16 protein-coding genes are annotated in these 19,474 nt (G+C 45.3%); 6 read left to right on the top strand and 10 right to left on the bottom strand.

What is annotated here, in order from left to right; translation table 11 throughout:
* Positions 1-125: 125 nt before the first annotated feature.
* Positions 126-1,730, top strand: coding sequence for a membrane-bound lytic murein transglycosylase MltF (mltF, locus tag A9237_RS05090; protein WP_078607786.1), 1,605 nt, complete (start codon positions 126-128; stop codon positions 1,728-1,730).
* 521 nt (positions 1,731-2,251) lie between these two features.
* Here mltF and tadA read toward each other — a convergent pair.
* The 6 genes from tadA to A9237_RS05125 form a co-directional block, all read right to left on the bottom strand.
* Entirely contained in the window at positions 2,252-2,785 is a 534-nt protein-coding gene (gene tadA / locus A9237_RS05095; protein WP_078607787.1) for a tRNA adenosine(34) deaminase TadA, read from the bottom strand.
* A gap of 510 nt (positions 2,786-3,295) precedes the next feature.
* Entirely contained in the window at positions 3,296-4,855 is a 1,560-nt protein-coding gene (locus A9237_RS05105) for an AbgT family transporter (RefSeq protein WP_005440222.1), read from the bottom strand.
* Between the two features lie 289 nt (positions 4,856-5,144).
* Positions 5,145-5,555: a type IV pilus modification PilV family protein gene (locus A9237_RS05110; protein WP_078607789.1), complete on the bottom strand. Its 411-nt coding sequence runs from the start codon at positions 5,553-5,555 to the stop codon at positions 5,145-5,147.
* On the bottom strand, positions 5,545-6,840 hold the full coding sequence (locus tag A9237_RS05115) for a hypothetical protein (RefSeq protein ID WP_078607790.1): 1,296 nt from the start codon (positions 6,838-6,840) through the stop codon (positions 5,545-5,547). The genes A9237_RS05110 and A9237_RS05115 overlap by 11 nt, the downstream gene beginning before the upstream one ends.
* Complete coding sequence (locus tag A9237_RS05120) at positions 6,840-7,466, bottom strand: PilW family protein (RefSeq protein ID WP_078607791.1); 627 nt, start codon at positions 7,464-7,466, stop codon at positions 6,840-6,842. The genes A9237_RS05115 and A9237_RS05120 overlap by 1 nt, the downstream gene beginning before the upstream one ends.
* Positions 7,467-7,475: 9 nt before the next feature.
* Positions 7,476-7,991, bottom strand: coding sequence for a GspH/FimT family pseudopilin (locus tag A9237_RS05125; protein ID WP_078607792.1), 516 nt, complete (start codon positions 7,989-7,991; stop codon positions 7,476-7,478).
* Between the two features lie 103 nt (positions 7,992-8,094).
* Here A9237_RS05125 and A9237_RS05130 point away from each other — a divergent pair, with 103 nt between their 5' ends.
* A complete protein-coding gene (locus A9237_RS05130) occupies positions 8,095-8,532 on the top strand; it encodes a type IV pilin protein (protein ID WP_078607793.1) in 438 nt (145 codons plus the stop codon).
* Between the two features lie 96 nt (positions 8,533-8,628).
* Here the strand turns inward: A9237_RS05130 and dnaJ are convergent, their stop codons facing one another.
* The 4 genes from dnaJ to grpE all read right to left on the bottom strand — a co-directional run bounded on the left by dnaJ (position 8,629) and on the right by grpE (position 14,514).
* Positions 8,629-9,777, bottom strand: coding sequence for a molecular chaperone DnaJ (dnaJ, locus tag A9237_RS05135; protein ID WP_005440230.1), 1,149 nt, complete (start codon positions 9,775-9,777; stop codon positions 8,629-8,631).
* A gap of 204 nt (positions 9,778-9,981) precedes the next feature.
* Positions 9,982-11,898 (bottom strand): molecular chaperone DnaK, encoded by a 1,917-nt coding sequence (gene dnaK, locus A9237_RS05140; RefSeq protein ID WP_005440231.1) that lies wholly within the window; start codon positions 11,896-11,898, stop codon positions 9,982-9,984.
* Between the two features lie 324 nt (positions 11,899-12,222).
* A complete protein-coding gene (locus A9237_RS05145; RefSeq protein WP_009705607.1) occupies positions 12,223-13,497 on the bottom strand; it encodes a dicarboxylate/amino acid:cation symporter in 1,275 nt (424 codons plus the stop codon).
* Between the two features lie 420 nt (positions 13,498-13,917).
* Complete coding sequence (grpE, locus tag A9237_RS05150; RefSeq protein WP_039841837.1) at positions 13,918-14,514, bottom strand: nucleotide exchange factor GrpE; 597 nt, start codon at positions 14,512-14,514, stop codon at positions 13,918-13,920.
* Positions 14,515-14,659: 145 nt separating this feature from the next.
* Between grpE and nadK the strand changes: the two genes are divergently transcribed.
* The 4 genes from nadK (at position 14,660) to A9237_RS05170 (ending at position 19,312) form a co-directional block, all read left to right on the top strand.
* Positions 14,660-15,544, top strand: a complete 885-nt coding sequence (gene nadK / locus A9237_RS05155; protein ID WP_078607794.1) for an NAD(+) kinase — start codon at positions 14,660-14,662, stop codon at positions 15,542-15,544.
* A gap of 236 nt (positions 15,545-15,780) precedes the next feature.
* Positions 15,781-16,968, top strand: a complete 1,188-nt coding sequence (locus A9237_RS05160; RefSeq protein ID WP_041060392.1) for a DUF3103 domain-containing protein — start codon at positions 15,781-15,783, stop codon at positions 16,966-16,968.
* 168 nt (positions 16,969-17,136) lie between these two features.
* Entirely contained in the window at positions 17,137-18,801 is a 1,665-nt protein-coding gene (gene recN / locus A9237_RS05165; RefSeq protein WP_009705604.1) for a DNA repair protein RecN, read from the top strand.
* Positions 18,802-18,829: 28 nt separating this feature from the next.
* Positions 18,830-19,312, top strand: a complete 483-nt coding sequence (locus A9237_RS05170; RefSeq protein ID WP_078607795.1) for a GNAT family N-acetyltransferase — start codon at positions 18,830-18,832, stop codon at positions 19,310-19,312.
* The last annotated feature ends 162 nt before the right edge of the window (positions 19,313-19,474 follow it).

Below are 19,474 nucleotides of genomic sequence, written 5' to 3' on the forward strand. Positions count from 1 at the left end.
TTTGAATTACGACTAAAATGTCGATAAATCACACAATGTCGCACTCTATCTGTCTGATTCACTTTGCCCCACCTGCTCGCTTTGATATAAAGGCAACTAGAAATTTATCGAGACGTACCGAATTAATGCAAATAAGTCAGTTCAACCGACTCAAGCGCAGCGCCCTACTTTTCGCTTCTGTGCTTTTACTTTCTGCCTGTCAGATTGAGTCGGAACCCAAAAGTGAATTCGAGCAAATCCAAGAGCGCGGTGTCCTACGTGTTGGCACGCTTAACAATCAACTCTCCTACTACATCGGTCCTGATGGGCCTGCTGGCTTGGATTATGAACTGGCGCGTAAATTTGCAGAACAGCTCGGCGTTAAGCTCGAGATCAGACCCGCTTTTCGTCAGGCAGAGTTATTCCCAGCCCTTAAAAAAGGCGATATCGATATTATCGCAACCGGTCTAAATCAAACCTCTCAAGCGGTGCAACGCTTCCGTCCTGGGCCTGCTTACTACTATGTAAGCCAGCAAGTGGTGTACAAAAAAGGCCAACTTCGTCCTCGTGATATCAACCAACTCATCAACTACCAAGAGTCGAAAGATGAGAAAGCGGGCGATGAAGGCACGAACGCTGGAGCAGAGACGCTACAAATCGTAGAACAGTCTCAATTTGTTCCAACACTAACGGCATTACAAAAAGAGCACCCAGAACTGCAATTTGAAATTGTGGGTGATGCGGATACTCGAGATTTACTGAAACACGTGTCAACAGGTGAACTGCGTTTTACCGTTACAGACTCTGTGGAACTGTCTTTGGCTCAGCGCCTATACCCAGATCTAGCTTTAGCCTTTGAGCTAACCGAAGACCAACCCGTTTCTTGGTTCACTCGTCGTTCTGAAGATGAAAGCTTGTATGCCATGTTGATCGAGTTCTTTGGCAACATTAAGCAGTCTGGTGAACTCGCGACGCTCGAAGAGAAATACATCGGCCACATTGAAGCTTTCGACTACGTAGACACTCGTGCCTTTATTCGCGCCTTGGATAACACCTTGCCGAAATGGTCACCACTGTTCCAAAAATACAGTGAAGAGTTCGACTGGCGCTTGATTGCAGCCTTGGCATACCAAGAGTCTCACTGGAAACCAAAAGCGAAATCGCCAACAGGCGTGCGCGGAATGATGATGCTAACGCTGCCAACAGCGAAGAGCGTTGGGGTAACAGATCGCCTAGATCCAGAGCAGTCTGTGCGTGGTGGTGTGGAATACCTTCGCCGTATCGTGGCTCGAGTGCCAGACTCAATCAATGAGCATGAGAAGATTTGGTTTGCACTGGCCTCTTATAACGTGGGTTATGGCCATATGATGGATGCAAGACGCTTAACGAAAGCGCAAGGTGGCGATCCAAATGCATGGGCAGATGTGAAAGAGCGCCTACCATTGCTGCGTCAGAAACGCTTCTACAGCCAAACTCGTTATGGTTATGCTCGTGGTGATGAAGCTCGTAACTACGTCGAAAACATTCGCCGTTACTACCAATCGATCATTGGTCACGTCAGTCAGAAACCAGCGATTGATGAAGACACAGAAGATCTACAAGTGATCCCGCCACTCAGTCCAGATTTGTTAATTTCTGGAGCAGTGGAAACCTTGGCGGAGCAGACTTCTGGGGCAGTGGGAACGATCTCCAACACTGAGGAAAGTTCACCTCAAGAGGCAGAGCAAACACCCGAACCAAAAGCGGAATAAACCTTTCGAAAATAGCGAGCTCACAGCTCGCTATTTTTTTATTGAGTCAACAGATAAAGTTATCTAGAATCCTTTCTTTCGGGCTAATCTAGCTTGTGCTGCTCCTTGGTGCCTTACCAAGATTGGGCTCGCATAACAGAGAGGCTCTTTTGGTCACCTCTCCTCGAACTGATGCCACCTTCGTCCGTAAGCGTGCCTCATCAGAATGTCATCGATTGATAATAAATCAGACACTTTGCCATGCGAGTGTCGGAGAGTGTGTTCGTTGTCTGCAAGAGGTTCTGATAATGAGAAAACGCAGAGTGCAGTCAAAACGTTTGAATAAGACAGTGGCTGCTAACCGCCGTAAGCGCAAGCTTACGTGTATGAAAAAGAAAGTCAGTGCACGTAACCGTGTTTTCGTTCACCTAGTGAATCACTGAGAACTTAAAGCAAACATCTACTGCAAAGTAGGTGTTTGCTAAAGGCAACTAATGATCAAAGGCCAAGTTCCCCACCTATAAGAAGTTCTTTTCCTTAAACTATTCGCCCTTTGTTTCCTGTCCATCATCGTTCGCTTTTTGCGCTTGCTTCTTCGCTTTAATCTCTTTGCGACGACGTTTGAAAAACGCTTGTAACTGCGAGCGACATTCATCCTCTAGCAACCCACTTTCGACTGTCGCGTAATGATATGCCGCTTGGCTTTCGAACAAGTTCAATACCGTCCCTGCCGCACCGGCTTTTAAATCAGGCGCACCGTAAACGACTCGTTTCACTCGGCTGTGTAACAGCGCACCAGCACACATTGGGCAAGGCTCCAGCGTGACATACAAAGTCGTATCAAGCAGTCGATAGTTTTCTAAAGCCTCTCCTGCTTTGCGTAACGTCTGGATCTCGGCATGAGCAGTCGCATCATGAGCACAAATAGAGCGGTTCCAACCTTCCGCAATGATCTCTCCGTCTTTCACTAAAACAGCACCAACCGGCACTTCCCCTTCTGCTTCTGCTTGCTCTGCAAGCTCCATCGCACGGCGCATAAATAGTTCGTCTTGAGGGGAAAACTGAGAATCTGACAAAAGGAGGCTCCGGTATTGGGGATAGATCGTTATTGAAAGTGGATTTTAACCTTCAAAGAGGGGAAGGGAAAGAGACGAGAGACGAGAGACGAGAGACGAGAGACGAGAGACGAGAGACGAGAGACGAGAGACGAGAGACGAGAGACGAGAGACGAGAGACGAGAGACGAGAGACGAGAGACGAGAGACGAGAGACGAGAGACGAGAGACGAGAGACGAGAGACGAGAGACGAGAGACGAGAGACGAGAGACGAGAGACGAGAGAGAGACGAGAGACGAGAGACGAGAGACGAGAGACGCTCTTATTTTATCTTTCGAGGGACAAATTCCGTCAACTCCTTTTAGAGCTAATAATCTTCCAACGAATACCTCTCGATTCCTAGATCGAAGCGTTCCCGACTCTCGAAGCGCAACATCCTGTAGGACAAAGTCCGTTCTTCGATTTCCGAAAACAAAAAGCGCCAGTCTCTCGACCAGCGCTTTTTAAATTTACTTAGTAACTTCAGCGTTCTTACATTGTGTAAGTGTATGGCGCTTGGATACCTAGAGGAATACCGAGCATCCAGTAAGCAACTAGGAAGATAGACCAACCGATTAGCATAGCAATCGAGAATGGCATCATTAGAGACGCTAGCGTACCGATACCTGTCGACTTCACGTAACGTTGACAGTAAACCACTACTAGAGGGAAGAATACCATCAGAGGTGAAATGATGTTCGATACAGAGTCACCTACACGGTAAGCCGCTTGAGATAGCTCAGGTGAGATACCAACAGCCATTAGCATAGGCACTAGGATTGGACCGATAAGAGCCCACTTCGCTGATGCAGAACCGATTAGAAGGTTTACAGAAGCCGTTAGAAGAATCATACCGATGATAGTTGCTTCACCTGGTAGGTTCATCGCTTTAAGACCTTCCGCACCGTATAGCGCTAGCATCGTACCGATGTTTGATTGCGCAAATGCAGATAGGAACTGCGCACAGAAGAACGACATTACAATGTATGCGCCCATCGTAGACATCGTATCCGCCATCGCTTTGATGATGTCGTTACTTGTCTTGAACGTGCCAGAAACGCGACCGTAAACGTAACCCGGAATGATAAACAGGATGAAGATCAACGGAACGATAGACTTCATGATTGGCGCAGAGAACGCTGTGATTTCACCTTCAGGTGAACGCAGTGCAGAGTTTTCTGGGATAAGCGCCACAACAAGAAGTGCGATACCTGCCATCATAGCCCAACCAGCGTAACGGAACGCTTTTGATTCAGTTTCAGTGAAAGAACCAAGATCTGGTGCTTTTTCTGCATCTTCATCAACAGGCGTGTTCGCTAGGCGAGGTTCGATGATTTTCTCAGTTACGTACCAACCAATAGCAACGATGATTACTGAAGATAGACCAGTAAAGAAGATGTTCGCTAGAGGGTTTACTACGTATTCAGGGTCTAGAACCTGTGCCGCGGTTTGCGTAAAGCCAGCTAGTAGAGGGTCGATACCTGAAGGGATGAAGTTTGCAGAGAAACCACCTGATACACCTGCGAACGCTGCCGCGATACCCGCTAGAGGGTGACGACCAGCTGCGTGGAAGATGATACCACCAAGAGGAATAACGAGAACGTAGCCCGCATCCGCCGCAGTGTGCGATACGATTGCCACAAGAATTAGCATTGGAGTAAGAAGTTTCGCTGGCGTGAAGTTCAGCATCTTCTTAAGACCAGTTGTGATGAAGCCAGAAGAATCTGCAACACCTACACCCAACATCGCTACAAGAACGATACCAAGTGGCGCAAAGCCAGTGAACGTTGTCACCATGTTAGCAAGGAAACTTGCTAGTGCTTCACCTGTTAGAAGGTTAGTAATAGTAAGAGCTTCGCCAGTTCGAGGGTTTAGAAGGTCGAAAGAAACATTCGACAAAAGTGCAGACGCAGCCCAAGTAATGATTAGTGCCCAGAAGAACAGAATCGCTGGATCAGGAATTTTGTTACCCGCTCGCTCGATAAAGTTCAGAAAGCGATCCATACCGCTCGGCTTCGGTGACGGTGCTTTATTTACTGCTTGGTTACTCATGGTAACTCCATATGAATGATGTTGGTGCCATGGCCTATTTGAATAATTATAACGGCCTATTTTCAACCGAGCATTCTATTAAATAGTGATTAAGAAAGCACAAGGTTCTACGTTTTTTTCCATATTTGGAGACATATTTTGCAAAAAAGCCATATCAATTAAACATAAAAAAAACAGTAGCACACCATTCGCGTTAACAGTTGCAAAACCACCTGTTAACCACCGAAATTAGCAATAAAAAGCGTCAATATTAACGATAAAAGTAATTATAAACGGAATAGAAAACACCTCAGTTTTCGAACTCACTGTACTGCGAAATCATAGTTTTCAATTCAACAGATTGTGTTTCCCCCATCCGGTCTTGCCAGCTAGAAGTAATGGTAATGGTTTTGAGTGAACCAGAGACTGTTGCCGCTGGAACTTCCCATTCCACAATGTAAGCTCCCGCAGTAGAAGATCCTGTCATGATCGAAGCAAAAGAGGCGCTAGAAATCGTAGAAAGCGCATCCGAAGCGCCACGAGTTCGAAACCACTCGAGTTGATTTTCCGCTAAGCGTAGCGCCTCAATACTATAAATCGCATATTCTGATTTGCGTTCCATGTAGATTTGCAGCTTTGTCAGGCCAAGTGCTCCAATGCCGAGTAGCAAAAATGAAATGAGCACCTCAATTAAACTAAAACCTTGTTGTTTAGAGATCATTCCAAGAGCCCTTTTTCCACTTGAATTTAATAATCGGATCGACCACCTCATCTATGTTATCTCGGTTGTATGCAAAATTTAGAGAGTTCACAAAATAAGCACTATAACCTGGGCTATCTAACACTTGTCCACCCGAAAAACTAAAGGAACCGCGTTGGAGGTAAACGACTTTATCTAGAGCAAGCGTGGGAAAGTTAGCCGCATCTCCAAAGTGATCTTTGGCCTCGAATAAATCCCAATGTGTATCTAACCCTGTAAGTGGGTTGGTTGTGAGTTGATAAAGCATACCGGGGAAAGTCATAGAGCCATGTACAGCGAAGATACCATCTTGAACCAAGAGTAATATTGGAGCTTCTCCTGTTGCATCAAAGGCTTCGTTGAGATAATCAATGCCACCTTTGATTGGTACACCATCAGAATCATTCTCATAACCTCCAGAGCTATTCTTTTTCGAGGAAGTAAACTCACAGGACCCAGTCACCCAAATATGAGTTTTACCTGCTGAAATTTGCTCCCCAACTTTCTTTCCACAATCGGTAACGATTTGATTGGTTGAATCATCGTAATCAATCGCAGTAAAACCCCAGTCAGATTTCACAGAATCCCAATTACTACGCTGCTCTCTAAAAATGTCGAAAAATGGCTCGAGGTCTGCATCTTGAATAAAGTCCTCACCATAGCCAGAGTCAGAAGCAGTGACACTCTTATGCTCTGCTTTACAATCTATGTTGTTGTGAACAAAATCTGCATAAGGCGCTGAGCCATGGATAACCCCTTGATTAGTCGCCCCAGCTCGAGAATGGAAAGCATTTTTATAGCGAATAGCCACACATTCCCACCCACTACCGACTAACTCTCCAGGATCTGGTGTCGAAAAAGCAGAGCTGCCATTCACATATAAATCAGTGCTACTTTTTAGTGCTCCAGAAGCTCTTCCACGAGATAGAACTAGTTGCTTTTCAATGGTTCGGCTAGAACTCGCAACGGGCTGACTTAGCACCTTGTTGTCGGGTTCTAAAGTTAGTTGATACAGGTCTAACGGTGTTTCACATCTGTTTGAAATTAGTGACGTTGCAGAAGAAACATCACCTGTACTTTGAACTAAAGAATAGAAACACTCCAATCCCCCCTCAGCACGCCAATGCTCTTGCCGCGCTTCAATTTGGTTATTGGCACGTTTGATCTGATAAAAAAGAGACTTGTAGCTACCAAGCGACATCATTAACGCTGCGACAAGTAATACACTGACAACCAGTAACGCTGCTGCACCTTGTTGTTTATTCATTATTGCCAGTTCCTTTGTTTCACCGTAAAGGACTGCTCGGTACGAGTACCCGTCGCATCTTTTAACTCTGTCCCCAATGTAACCGTCACCAGAGCACTCTTAGCATCCGTGTTTTCTAATACCTCACTCACAAGGTCAAACCGATTAACATGAATCGCTTTTTTGTCGAAGAGTGTGTTACACGTCCCTGTACCGGAGAGGTTAGCCACATCATTGATATCCCAGATAGTGGCTTGCTTCTTTTCACACACAAAGAGCGACTCTGGCGTACCATCTCGCTGTTCATACACCACGTTTTTATAAAGAGACGTGGCACCAGAAACCCCCACGTTATAAACGTATGCAACAAGCGCAGAATCAGCACCACTAATGGTGTAAAGCGTGTTGCTAGCACCAGAGATCTTGACCGAATTCTCATCGCTGCCATCAAACCCAGCGCGCTGAATATCACTTTTCATCATCTGTAAAACACTGGCCGTATTTTGCAATAGCATCAGCTCCTTTGAGCGTTCCATCGCTACCTTCTGACCACTGATATAAAGCGAGCCGACGATACCCAAAGAAATCAGCCCTAAAGAAGAAGCAATCATGAACTCAACCAGGCTGGCACCTTTTTGGTTAAACATATTCACCTCTTAAGAACACGTTGAGTAACCGAAGAACTCGGCATTGTTGCTATCGCTGCATACACGAACGCGAGCAGAAAGCGTGTGGGAGATGAGTTTGAGTGCTTTTGTAGATTCTCCTACCGGATAGAATTTGATATTGCCGGAAGAAGGGCGACCATGAACGTCGTCGAAACTGATTTGGTCGGAAGCGTAATTAGGTGTAACGACGATCCCTTCATAAGGCGCCCCTGAAAAAGAGAACAAAACCGTCCCAGCCCCCTCAGTTCCGTTATCAGTAAGATCGATGCGCCAGTGACCATCATTAGATGAACTACCGGACATGATAAAGTGCGCCCACAGCCTCTCTCGGCGTAAAACAGCTTCTGATTTTCCTTGAATAACAAAACCATGCAGTTCATCGGCTAGGCGCTGCATTTTGTTGGTTTCAAAAACATTTTGGAAAGATGGTGCTGCCGCTGCCAGTAAAACACTCATTACTGCGATGGTGATCAGAAGCTCCAACAACGTAAACCCGCGAGGCATTTCCCAAATTCCTATGCAAACGGCAAAAGCGCCGTAATTCATCTTGCGCAGATGCTATCACCTGAGAAAAATAGGCGGAAAAGTGAAAAGGAAACTACTCGTCATGATTCGAATTTCTCGCTGCAACGGATACAACAGACGATTAAGAGGGATGACATTGGTCGAATTACTGATTGCTGTAGTGATTGTAGGAATCATTGCAGCTATCGCCTATCCGTCTTATTCCAACCACGCGATCACTGCACATCGCACTGTTGCGTTGAGTGACATCAGTCGTATTCAGTTAGAACTCGAGACTACTTACAACGGTGGCTATGACTGGAGCGGGATTATATCTGGGGGTAGTTGTACGATTTGTGATTCGGACGCAGACCGCTTCTCTTTTGATATTGTTAGTTCAGCAAGCTTTGCCTATAAGATTGAAGCGAGTGCATTAAGCACTCTAGGGCAAGATAACGACAGCTGCTTCGCTAGCGACCAAGAAAAAAAAATAACCTTAACTTCGACAAATATTGAATCACCAAGCGCTTGTTGGGATTAGGGAAAACTCCGTTCACGGATAACTCATCACCTATTAACAGGCACAAAAAAGCCTGCATCACTGCAGGCTTTTTATTAGATTCATCTAACTCTGTTATTAGCTAGTTAGGTCATCAAAGAATTTTTTCACACCGTTGAAGAAGCCTTCAGATTTTGGCTTGTGCTTAGTTGCAGCATCGCCACCACAAGACTCATCAAACTCTTTCAGCAATTCTTTTTGACGAGAACTTAGGTTAACTGGTGTCTCAACGACTAGCTTAACGATTAGGTCACCCACACCGCCGCCACGAACGCCTTTCACACCTTTACCACGCATACGGAACATACGACCTGTTTGCGTTTCTGTAGGTACTTTAAGGTTCACACGGCCATCGAGCGTCGGAACTTCAACTTCACCACCTAGAGCTGCCATAGCAAAGCTTACTGGCACTTCACAGTATAGGTTGTTGCCTTCACGTTCAAAGATATGATGCTCTCTCACGTGAACTTGCACGTATAGGTCACCTGCTGGTGCACCCATCTCTCCCGCTTCACCTTCGCCAGATAGACGAATACGATCGCCAGTATCAACACCAGCTGGGATCTTAACGTTAAGTGTCTTAGTTTTCTGCTTACGGCCTTGACCATGACATTCATTACATGGGTCTTTGATGATCTTGCCTTTACCGTGACAGGTAGGACAGGTCTGTTGTACTGCAAAGAAGCCTTGACGCATCTGAACTTGACCGTGACCATGACAGGTACCACACGTTTCAGCTGACGAGCCTTTCTTCGCGCCGCTACCATCACAAGTATCACAGTGAACAAGCGTAGGTACTTCGATCTCTTTTGATACGCCACGAACCGCCTCTTCTAGCGACAGTTCCATGTTGTAACGCAGGTCTGCGCCACGTTGCGCGCGTTGCTGACCACCGCCACGACGGCCGCCACCAAAGATATCACCGAACACATCGCCAAAGATGTCGCCGAAGTCAGCGCCACCGCCACCAAAACCGCCGCCGCCGAAGCCGCCACCGCCTTGTTCAAAAGCTGCATGGCCGTACTGATCGTACGCCGCTTTCTTTTGAGGGTCAGTGAGAATTTCGTACGCTTCTTTTACTTCTTTAAACTTGTCCGCAGCAGACTCATCACCCTGGTTACGGTCTGGGTGGAATTTCATCGCTAGACGCTTGTACGCCTTTTTGATATCGCGCTCAGAGGCATCACGGCCTACGCCTAATACTTCGTAAAAATCACGTTTTGACATGTTCTTCGTCACCAATTAATTACTGCAAACGGCATGATTTACCGCTTGGTGTTTGTATCGTTCTAGGTAAGTGCACTCATTGCAAAATACTTAACTAGAAAGACAGCTTTGACAAACAGACGGGCGTAAGAGTTACCCCAAACGCCCGCGCACAAAAGTCTTATCGACTCTAGGCGACCATAGGCCGCCTAGTTAGAAATAATATTATTTCTTGTCGTCTTTAACTTCTTCGAACTCAGCATCAACTACGTCGTCTTCTTTAGACTGTTGAGCGTCAGCGTCAGCACCTTGTGCTTGTTGCGCTTGAGCTTGTTGTTGAGCGATTTCCATTAGCTTTTGAGCTGCCGTCATTAGCGCTTGAACTTTAGCGTCGATCGCTTCTTTGTCATCGCCTTTACGTGCAGTTTCTAGCTCAGAGATAGCTGCTTCAATCTTCTCTTTCTCTTCTGCAGGTAGCGCTTCACCAGCTTCTTCTACTTGCTTACGAGTACCGTGAATCATTTGGTCAGCTTGGTTACGTGCAGTCGCTAGCTCTTCGAACTTCTTGTCCGCTTCTTTGTTAGCTTCTGCTTCTTGAACCATTTTCTCGATGTCTTCGTCGCTTAGACCGCCAGAAGCTTGGATAGTGATCTTCTGCTCTTTACCAGTCTGCTTGTCTTTCGCTGAAACGTGTAGGATACCATCCGCATCTAGGTCGAAAGTAACTTCGATTTGTGGCATACCACGTGGTGCAGCTTGGATACCTTCTAGGTTGAATTGACCTAGAGATTTGTTGAAAGACGCTTGCTTACGCTCACCTTGAAGAACGTGGATAGTTACCGCGCTCTGGTTGTCTTCTGCTGTAGAGAAAACTTGGTTCGCTTTAGTTGGGATAGTTGTGTTTTTCTCAACTAGCTTAGTCATTACGCCGCCCATTGTCTCGATACCTAGAGACAGTGGAGTAACGTCTAGTAGAAGTACGTCTTTAACGTCACCAGCAAGTACACCACCTTGAACTGCAGCACCCATTGCTACTGCTTCATCAGGGTTTACGTCGCGGCGAGCTTCTTTACCGAAGAACTCAGCAACTTTCGCTTGAACCATAGGCATACGAGTCTGACCACCAACTAGGATTACGTCAGTGATGTCGTTTACAGATAGGTCAGCGTCAGCTAGAGCAACTTTTAGTGGCTCAAGAGAGCGTTGTACTAGGTCTTCAACTAGAGATTCTAGTTTCGCACGAGTCACTTTCACGTTCATGTGCTTAGGACCAGTCGCGTCTGCAGTCACGTAAGGTAGGTTTACGTCAGTTTGAGAAGTAGAAGAAAGCTCGATTTTCGCTTTTTCTGCTGCTTCTTTAACACGTTGCATCGCTAGTGGATCGTTCTTAAGGTTGATACCTTGCTCTTTGTTGAACTCGTCTACTAGGTAGTTGATTAGACGTGTATCGAAGTCTTCACCACCAAGGTGAGTATCACCGTTAGTTGCTAGAACTTCGAACGTTTTCTCGCCTTCAACTTCATCGATTTCGATGATAGAGATATCGAATGTACCACCACCAAGGTCGTATACCGCGATAGTGCGGTCGCCGCCTGACTTGTCTAGACCGTATGCTAGAGCAGCCGCAGTTGGTTCGTTGATGATACGTTTAACTTCTAGACCTGCGATACGGCCAGCGTCTTTTGTAGCTTGACGTTGAGCATCGTTAAAGTAAGCAGGAACTGTGATAACTGCGCCAGTTACTTCCTCACCTAGGAAGTCTTCAGCAGTTTTCTTCATTTTCTTCAGAATTTCAGCTGAAACTTGAGGAGCAGCCATTTTTTGGCCTTGCGCTTCTACCCAAGCATCACCGTTGTCAGCCTTAACGATTTTGTAAGGCATGATTTCGATGTCACGTTGAACTTCTTCGTCTTCAAAACGACGACCAATTAGACGCTTAATTGCAAATAGCGTGTTAGTTGGGTTTGTTACTGCTTGACGTTTAGCAGGTTGGCCTACTAGCGTTTCACCGTCTGTGTATGCAACAACAGATGCGGTTGTACGCTCGCCTTCTGCGTTTTCAATTACGCGTGGCTTGTCACCGTCTAGAACAGCAACACAAGAGTTAGTAGTACCTAAGTCAATACCAATGATTTTACCCATCAGGCTATCTCCGAATAAATTCTATTTTCGTTTTGCTATATCCCCTATGTGGGGACGTAGAATCGGGTTTCAACCCTTGCTCACAAACAAAAATAATGTTGTTTGCTTCTCTTATGCCCAATAGATAAGGGCTGCAAATAGCTTTTCAAGGGAGAGAGTAAAAAAAATTGAAAAAAGTTGCGCAAAAGGTGGAGGCGGGATTCTCGAATCTCGGAGCGCAGCGTTCCATAGGAGGAAGTCCGTTCCCGAAGCAAAGCGTTTCTAAAAAGAAAAAGCGAGGCCCTAAGACCTCGCTTTGAATTCAGTTAAATGTGTAGTTATGAATTACGCACTTGCTTGTGCTGGCTCAGCATCTACGATTTCTTCTTTACCAATCTCGCCTTCAGACTTAGCAACAATCGTGTTTACTGCTGTATCGCCGACTACGTTAGATGATGTACAGAACATATCGTTAATACGGTCAACCGCTGCAACGATTGCTAGACCTTCTGGTGGTAGACCCAATTGGTGAAGGATAACACCAACCATTACTACACCACCGCCAGGAACACCGCCTGCACCGATAGACAGTAACAGAACCGTGAAGCCTAGAGTCACTAGGTCAGATACTGCGATAGGCTGACCAAACGCGTTTGCACAGAATACCGCTGCGATTGCGATGTAGATAGAAGCACCCGCCATGTTCATAGTTGCACCTAGTGGTACACCAAAACCGGCGACCGACTTAGACACACCAATCTTGTCAGTAAGAGTGCGCATCGTTACCGGAATCGTCGCATTTGAACTTGCGGTAGATAGAGAGAACAGCACTTGCTCACGCGTCTTGCGAGAGAACTCACGTGCAGAAATACCCGTGAACATTTGAACCGCTAATGGGTAAACCACGAAGATCCAAAGCACTAGCATTGAAACCACAAGAGCAACATAACCAGCTACCGATGCAAGCGTGCCGGCATCCAAGGTTGCGCCAAGTTGAATCATCAGAGCAAACACACCGTATGGCGCTAGGCTCATCACTAGGCCAATCAGCTTCATCATAATTTCGTTCGCCATCTTAAAAGTACGAACCGCTGGGCCGCCTTTTGAATCAAGCGCTTGAATTGCAAGACCTGTCAGAATTGCCATAAAGATAATTTGTAGCATGTCACCATTTGCAAACGCCTGAACTGGGTTGCTTGGGACAATGTTCACAACCATAGAGAAGATGTCTGGCGTTTCTGTTGACTTAAGTGCCACAGAGTCAGAGATCGTACCTGCAAGGTTTGCACCCGCACCAGGCTGAACAATCATAGCAACAGTAAGAGCAGCAACGATCGCGACGACGGTATTTAAAATGTAAAGAGTAAAGGTTTTACCACCTAAGCGACCAAAAGAACGAATGTCTTTAAGCTCCACGATGCCACATACAATTGATACATAAACCAGAGGAACAACCAGAAGTTTAATCAGCGAAACGAACATGCCGCCCGCGCCTTCTGCTGTACCTAAGATATAGGTATCAAAAATCGCAATACCGCTAAATAAGTACTGAATAGCTGTACCCAGCACGAGGCCGGCGAACAAGCCGATAAAAATCTTACTAGAAAGCGATTTATCCATCATAAATCTCCGAAATGTTGTGTTTGCTATTTATATTTTTATAGTTACATCTGCTGATTTTTACGGCAGACCTCGCGAATAATACACATCAGAGTTACAAAATAAAGACTTTCTTTACAAGAATGTTAATAAATAACATTAAAAGTAAACCACCAGATTCACATTCATATTCAGAATTTAATTTTGAAGGCAAGTCATAACAGACACTTATAGACACAGCATTCCATAAGTACGCAAGATAAAGAAAGGATATCCCCTATAGGAAAATTATTTCCCAATAAGAAAAAATTTGAAGGGGATCAACTTTCAAATTCATCGCATATTCAGAGGGGTGAATATGTTTGAAGGGATGTTTGAAACAAAAACGCCCGCTGTTTAAGAGCGGGCGTTTTAATATATTTATATCAATGAGTTAACTGATTACTTAGCAACCATAACCATTGCAGGACGAATAACTCGGCCGTTTAGCTCGTAACCTTTTTGCATCACAAACATTACTGTATTTGATTCATGGTCAGGGCTTTCTTGAATAGACATCGCTTGGTGGAATTCAGGGTTGAATGCTTCACCTTCTGGGTTGATCTCTTTCAAACCGAATTTCGATACTGCGTCTACAAATGTCTTGTGTGTTAGCTCAACACCTTCAAGAATTGGCTTAACCACTTCGTGCTCTGCATCCACAGCTTGGATAGCACGCTCTAGGTTATCGATAACTGGAAGTAGTTCTTCAGCGAATTTGTTCAGAGCGTACTTACGAGCTTTATCGATTTCTTGCTCAGTACGACGACGCATGTTTTCTACTTCAGCTTTAGAGCGAAGAACCGCATCTTGCTGGTCTTTCACTTTTGTCTCGCTAGACAGTAGTGCTGCTTCTAGTTGAGCAATCTTAGCGTCTTTCTCATCACCAATGTCTTCAAGTTCTGCTTCAGCTTCTTGCGCTGCCGCTTCTACTTTCTCAGCTTCTTCGATGATTTGATCAAGCTCTTCTTCTGTAACTTTGTTTTCTTCGTTGCTCATGATATCTCCAGAATTCAACTTAATGTCCTTAAAGCCACTCACGTTTTGTGGGCTTTAACCACATAAAAATTCGCATATTTAGGTAACTTGCCATTATTATGGGGATGAAGATTCCTGATTCAAGCCTCTTTAATGCGGAAATGCTATGAAAAACCCATGTAACGTGATCGCGATTATCGGAAAACCACGAGATCAGCAGGCAATTCAAACTCATAGAGAGTTATACGAATGGCTGACCTCTGAAGGTTACCAAGTCTTTATCGATGATCGCCTTGCTGCAATTTTAGACGAAATCCCGCAAAACCAGTTTGCTAACCTTGTTGAACTGGGTAAAAACGCCGATCTCGCTATTGTCGTTGGCGGTGATGGTAACATGTTAGGCGCAGCTCGCATCTTGTCTCGTTTTGATGTGGCTGTCATTGGGGTAAACCGAGGAAACTTGGGCTTCCTGACTGACCTAGATCCTGATGACTTTAAAGAAGCATTGAAAGCCGTATTAAAAGGTGAATACATTGAGGAAGAACGCTTTTTATTGGAAGCAGAAATCCATCGTCACGGTCAAATCAAGAGCCACAACGCAGCATTGAACGAAGCGGTCTTGCACCCTGGCCAAGTCGCGCACATGATTGAATTCGAAGTCTATATTGATAACAGCTTCGCGTTCTCACTGCGTGCCGATGGGTTAATTGTTTCCACTCCTACGGGCTCTACAGCTTACTCTTTGTCAGGTGGCGGCCCAATTTTGTCACCAAGCCTAAACGCGATTTCTCTGGTGCCAATGTTCCCGCATACATTGTCTAGTCGACCGCTAGTTGTGGATGGAAAACGTCGTATCAAACTGGTCGTTTCTCCAGAAAACCGCGGCACGCAAGAAGTGAGCTGTGACGGGCAAGTCTCCCTACCAGTGTCTCCAGGCGATGAAATCCATATCTATCAGAGCCCGAACGTTCTCAAGCTGATCCATCCGAAGGACTACAGCTACTATCACGTACTAAGAAATAAGCTTGGTTGGTCAAGCAAACTGTTTTAGCAATAAAGGTTGGTGTGAAAGCATCAACCTTTTTTCTTCTCTGCCATAAAAGCCTCTTGTAAAAGCCAAACGACATTCAATCAAGCAACGTTAAAATTAATTTTATAAATTTAGATCTTGTGTGCAAATTTTATACAAACCTTAACGCTCGAATTGAATGCTCGATGTCCGATGATATTCTCGCCATGAATAGAATATAAACTCTATTTCATACCAGTTATCTCAAAGGACGCATTATGAAAAAAACAATTATATTGTCCGCTCTCAGTACGTTAGCGCTTATGGGCTGCCAATCTGAGGAGGCAAAGGTTACCGATATTTCAAACGCAAAAGCCGAGGACATCACCAACACCAAACGAGCGTTGGCACAACAACTCAGTGAGAGCTACACCGACATAGAACCGATGCTGCGCCGAGACATCACCGCAGAACACATCAATGTCCCTGTTTCTTCTTTTGTTGAACAAACTCCCCTATCGGCTTTCAGTAAACAACTTGTACAAGCCGATACACAAATTCGCTCATGGAAAGGCATTTCAGAATACTCAGAACAGCTTCTCGAAGTTCGCCTTGCAAATGAAGCGATGCTAGATGTATGGCAAGAAGGCAAAATTAGCCCCCTATTTGCTTTTGAGCCAAGTGGCGATGATGAGCAATGGCAATACATCGAAGCGTACGATGTCTATGGTCAAATCCACCAGTTAGACGTTTATCAACTTCCTGACGTACCGGTTTTGGTTATTGATAACAATAGCTCAGCAGAACTCAAAGCTGGCCTGCAAGCCATGCAAGCAGAGATGAAAAGCTTAGGTCAAGCAACCATGGTCCAGCCATATTTATCCGATAACCAGCGAGCTAATGCCCCTCTTCTGGCCAGTGCAGCAAGCTCCACTCAACCAATTCAAACCACGCAACTTAAGAAGATTCGTCTTTCAGATGATCAAGAACCTTGGATCTCGGGCAAAGCAGAAATCTACGCCATCGTTACTGGCGTCAATCCAAGCCGTGACGAGCCAGCGTTAGATTTGGTCGAACTTCCATATTTGGATTACGACAATCAAGATTACTATCCGAACCAAATCATCATTCACTGGTCTCGTTACCGTTGGGGGGCGGCGGATATCGTCTTAATGGAGCAAGATGATGGCACCGATTACAAACAGTTAGCCAAGCTGCTTGTTCAGGTTGCAGAAGAAGTCCTGAAGGCAATTCCAGATCCAGAAGTACAGGCATACGCCATCATTCCTCAAATCACGAACAAAATTATTGATGCGATACCTGATGGGGCACTCACCAACGATGATGATTTTGTCGATGTTTACTACACGCTGATGCAAGACACTTCTTATGTCGACCATCCAGGTGCCGGCGTCAACGCAGTGGTTACTTTAGAGCCGCTCACAATTAACCCAACTCGCCCGTAACTTGTTCAATTTAAATAGGTCGTTGCATTTTCTGCGACCTATTTTTCCCTTCTCCCTCACAAAAAATCGCTTCTTTGAGAAAAAATACCTAACCCACCTTTACTGTATAAAGAAACAGTATATACTGTTTTCTTATACAGTATTGTTCGGTTATACAGGTAAATAAAAATGCTGGCTCATCTAAGTGTTAATAATTTTGCGATTGTTAAATCTTTACAGCTCGAGCTTTCAAAGGGCATGACCACCATCACTGGTGAAACAGGCGCAGGTAAATCTATTGCAATTGATGCATTAGGTCTTTGTTTAGGCGGACGTGCCGATGCAGGCATGGTGCGACAAGGCGAAGAAAAAACAGAAGTCAGCGCAGCCTTTTTACTGGACAACAATCTACACGCAACGCGTTGGCTAGAAGATAACGACCTGCTGGATGGCAGCGAATGTATCTTGCGTCGCATCATAACTAAAGAAGGCCGCTCTAGAGCCTTCATCAACGGCAGCCCAGTCCCACTTTCACAACTCAAATCTCTTGGGCAGTTGTTGATCAACATCCATGGACAGCATGCTCATCATCAACTGATGAAAAGCGAGCATCAAATGGCCATGCTTGACCAATATGCAGGACATTTAAACTTATTAAAAAGCACACGCAGTGCTTACCAGCATTGGCGCCAGGCAGACAATAACCTTAAGCAACTAAAAGAGAACAGCCAGCAAAACCAGGCACAAAAACAGTTGCTTGAATACCAAATCAAAGAACTGAATGAGTTATCGCTAGGTGAAGAAGAATTCGCAGAGCTCGAGCAAGAGCACAAACGACTGTCCAACAGCGGTGAACTTGCCGCTACCTGCCAGCAAGCCATCGAACTTATTTACGAAGGTGAAGAAGTCAATGCGCTTGGTATTTTGCAATCGGCCAATCACTCCCTAATCCAATTAGCGGAATTAGATGAGAAATTAGCTGAACTACCAAACATGCTGTCAGAGGCAATGATCCAGCTAGAAGAAACCAAAAACGAACTTCGCAGCTACCTTGACGGCATCGATGTCGACCCAGGTCGCATGGCTTATGTCGAAGAACGTTTTTCTAAAGTGATGTCGATGGCTCGCAAACACCATGTGATGCCTGATGAGCTCTACCAACACCACCAAGATCTGCTAGCACAAATTGAAGCACTAGATTGCTCTGATGAACGCTTGGATGAATTAGCACAAGAAGTGGAACAGAAATACCAAAGCTTCTTAACTCAAGCAGAAAAACTGCACAAATCACGCAGCCGTTATGCTAAAGAATTGAACAAGCTGATCACGCAAAGCATGCACGAGTTGAGCATGGAAAAAGCCGTGTTCAGCATCGAAGTGAACAACGAAAACGCGCATCCATCTCCACTAGGCATGGATAGCGTATGCTTCTTGGTTTCAACCAACCCAGGACAGCCATTACAACCAATCGCTAAAGTCGCGTCTGGTGGTGAGCTATCGCGTATCTCCTTGGCTATCCAAGTGATCACTGCTCAGAAAGTCGACACACCAAGCTTGATCTTCGATGAAGTGGACGTAGGTATCAGTGGCCCAACAGCGGCCGTAGTTGGCAAGATGCTACGCAAACTAGGTGAATCGACCCAAGTCATGTGTGTGACCCACTTGCCGCAAGTTGCTGGTTGTGGCCACCAGCAGATGTTTGTCGCAAAACACACCAAAAGCGGCCAAACTGAAACACAAATGCGCTCACTGGATGAAGAGCAACGTGTGGCAGAACTCGCTCGCTTACTTGGAGGCAGCCAAATCACTGACTCTACACTGGCAAACGCAAAAGAACTGCTTATTGCAGCTTAACGACTTAGCCTTAGAAAGGGGATGAAATATGGATATCAGGACAGTCGACCATGAAAGCTGTTTAGATCTCATCCCCATTTTTACCGAATTAGAGCAGTACTACTTCAAAGAACAAGCAGCCACTGAGAAAGAGTTGGCACATTATCTCAAGTACAAAGTCTTTTCAGAGTACTCAGGCGTCAAAGTTATTGCTGCATACAATAACGATACCATAATGGGATTTGCGACCTACACCGTGATGTTTCCTGCACCGAAACTCTCCGGGCAAATGTATTTGAAGGACCTATTCGTGTCCTCTTCTGCGCGAGGAAAAGGCGTAGGACTAAAGTTGATGAAATATCTCGCGTCTCTTGCTATCAATCATGGTTGTCATCGATTAGATTGGACAGCAGAAAGCACAAATCCTACTGCAGGTCGGTTTTACCAATCGATTGGTGCTGAGCGAGTCAACGAGAAAGAGTACTATCGCTTTTCCGGCGATACTCTACTTGAGTTTTCTCAAGCCAAATAATCGCTGAATTTTCTCCTTCATTGGCCGGACAAAAATGCCATTATTGTGCGTGACAAACTGTTCAGTTCTCGGTTTAAGCGAATTTGTGAGTCATGTTCTGTCATTTAGCGTGCAATATCAGCGAATAAATGCAACTCAACTCAAAATTCGTTGTCAGATTTC

Origin of the sequence: Vibrio owensii (genome assembly GCF_002021755.1) — a bacterium.
Taxonomy (GTDB): Bacteria; Pseudomonadota; Gammaproteobacteria; order Enterobacterales; family Vibrionaceae; genus Vibrio; species Vibrio owensii.

Bases quoted from the DNA above. Each gene is read 5' to 3' on its own strand.
- A9237_RS05170 (WP_078607795.1), top strand. From the start codon at position 18,830: ATGGATATCAGGACAGTCGACCATGAAAGCTGTTTAGATCTCATCCCC.
- recN (WP_009705604.1), top strand. From the start codon at position 17,137: ATGCTGGCTCATCTAAGTGTTAATAATTTTGCGATTGTTAAATCTTTA.
- mltF (WP_078607786.1), top strand. From the start codon at position 126: ATGCAAATAAGTCAGTTCAACCGACTCAAGCGCAGCGCCCTACTTTTC.
- dnaJ (WP_005440230.1), bottom strand. From the start codon at position 9,777: ATGTCAAAACGTGATTTTTACGAAGTATTAGGCGTAGGCCGTGATGCC.
- A9237_RS05115 (WP_078607790.1), bottom strand. From the start codon at position 6,840: ATGAATAAACAACAAGGTGCAGCAGCGTTACTGGTTGTCAGTGTATTA.
- A9237_RS05160 (WP_041060392.1), top strand. From the start codon at position 15,781: ATGAAAAAAACAATTATATTGTCCGCTCTCAGTACGTTAGCGCTTATG.
- grpE (WP_039841837.1), bottom strand. From the start codon at position 14,514: ATGAGCAACGAAGAAAACAAAGTTACAGAAGAAGAGCTTGATCAAATC.
- A9237_RS05125 (WP_078607792.1), bottom strand. From the start codon at position 7,991: ATGCCTCGCGGGTTTACGTTGTTGGAGCTTCTGATCACCATCGCAGTA.
- A9237_RS05120 (WP_078607791.1), bottom strand. From the start codon at position 7,466: ATGTTTAACCAAAAAGGTGCCAGCCTGGTTGAGTTCATGATTGCTTCT.
- A9237_RS05130 (WP_078607793.1), top strand. From the start codon at position 8,095: ATGATTCGAATTTCTCGCTGCAACGGATACAACAGACGATTAAGAGGG.
- A9237_RS05105 (WP_005440222.1), bottom strand. From the start codon at position 4,855: ATGAGTAACCAAGCAGTAAATAAAGCACCGTCACCGAAGCCGAGCGGT.
- dnaK (WP_005440231.1), bottom strand. From the start codon at position 11,898: ATGGGTAAAATCATTGGTATTGACTTAGGTACTACTAACTCTTGTGTT.
- A9237_RS05145 (WP_009705607.1), bottom strand. From the start codon at position 13,497: ATGGATAAATCGCTTTCTAGTAAGATTTTTATCGGCTTGTTCGCCGGC.
- nadK (WP_078607794.1), top strand. From the start codon at position 14,660: ATGAAAAACCCATGTAACGTGATCGCGATTATCGGAAAACCACGAGAT.
- A9237_RS05110 (WP_078607789.1), bottom strand. From the start codon at position 5,555: ATGATCTCTAAACAACAAGGTTTTAGTTTAATTGAGGTGCTCATTTCA.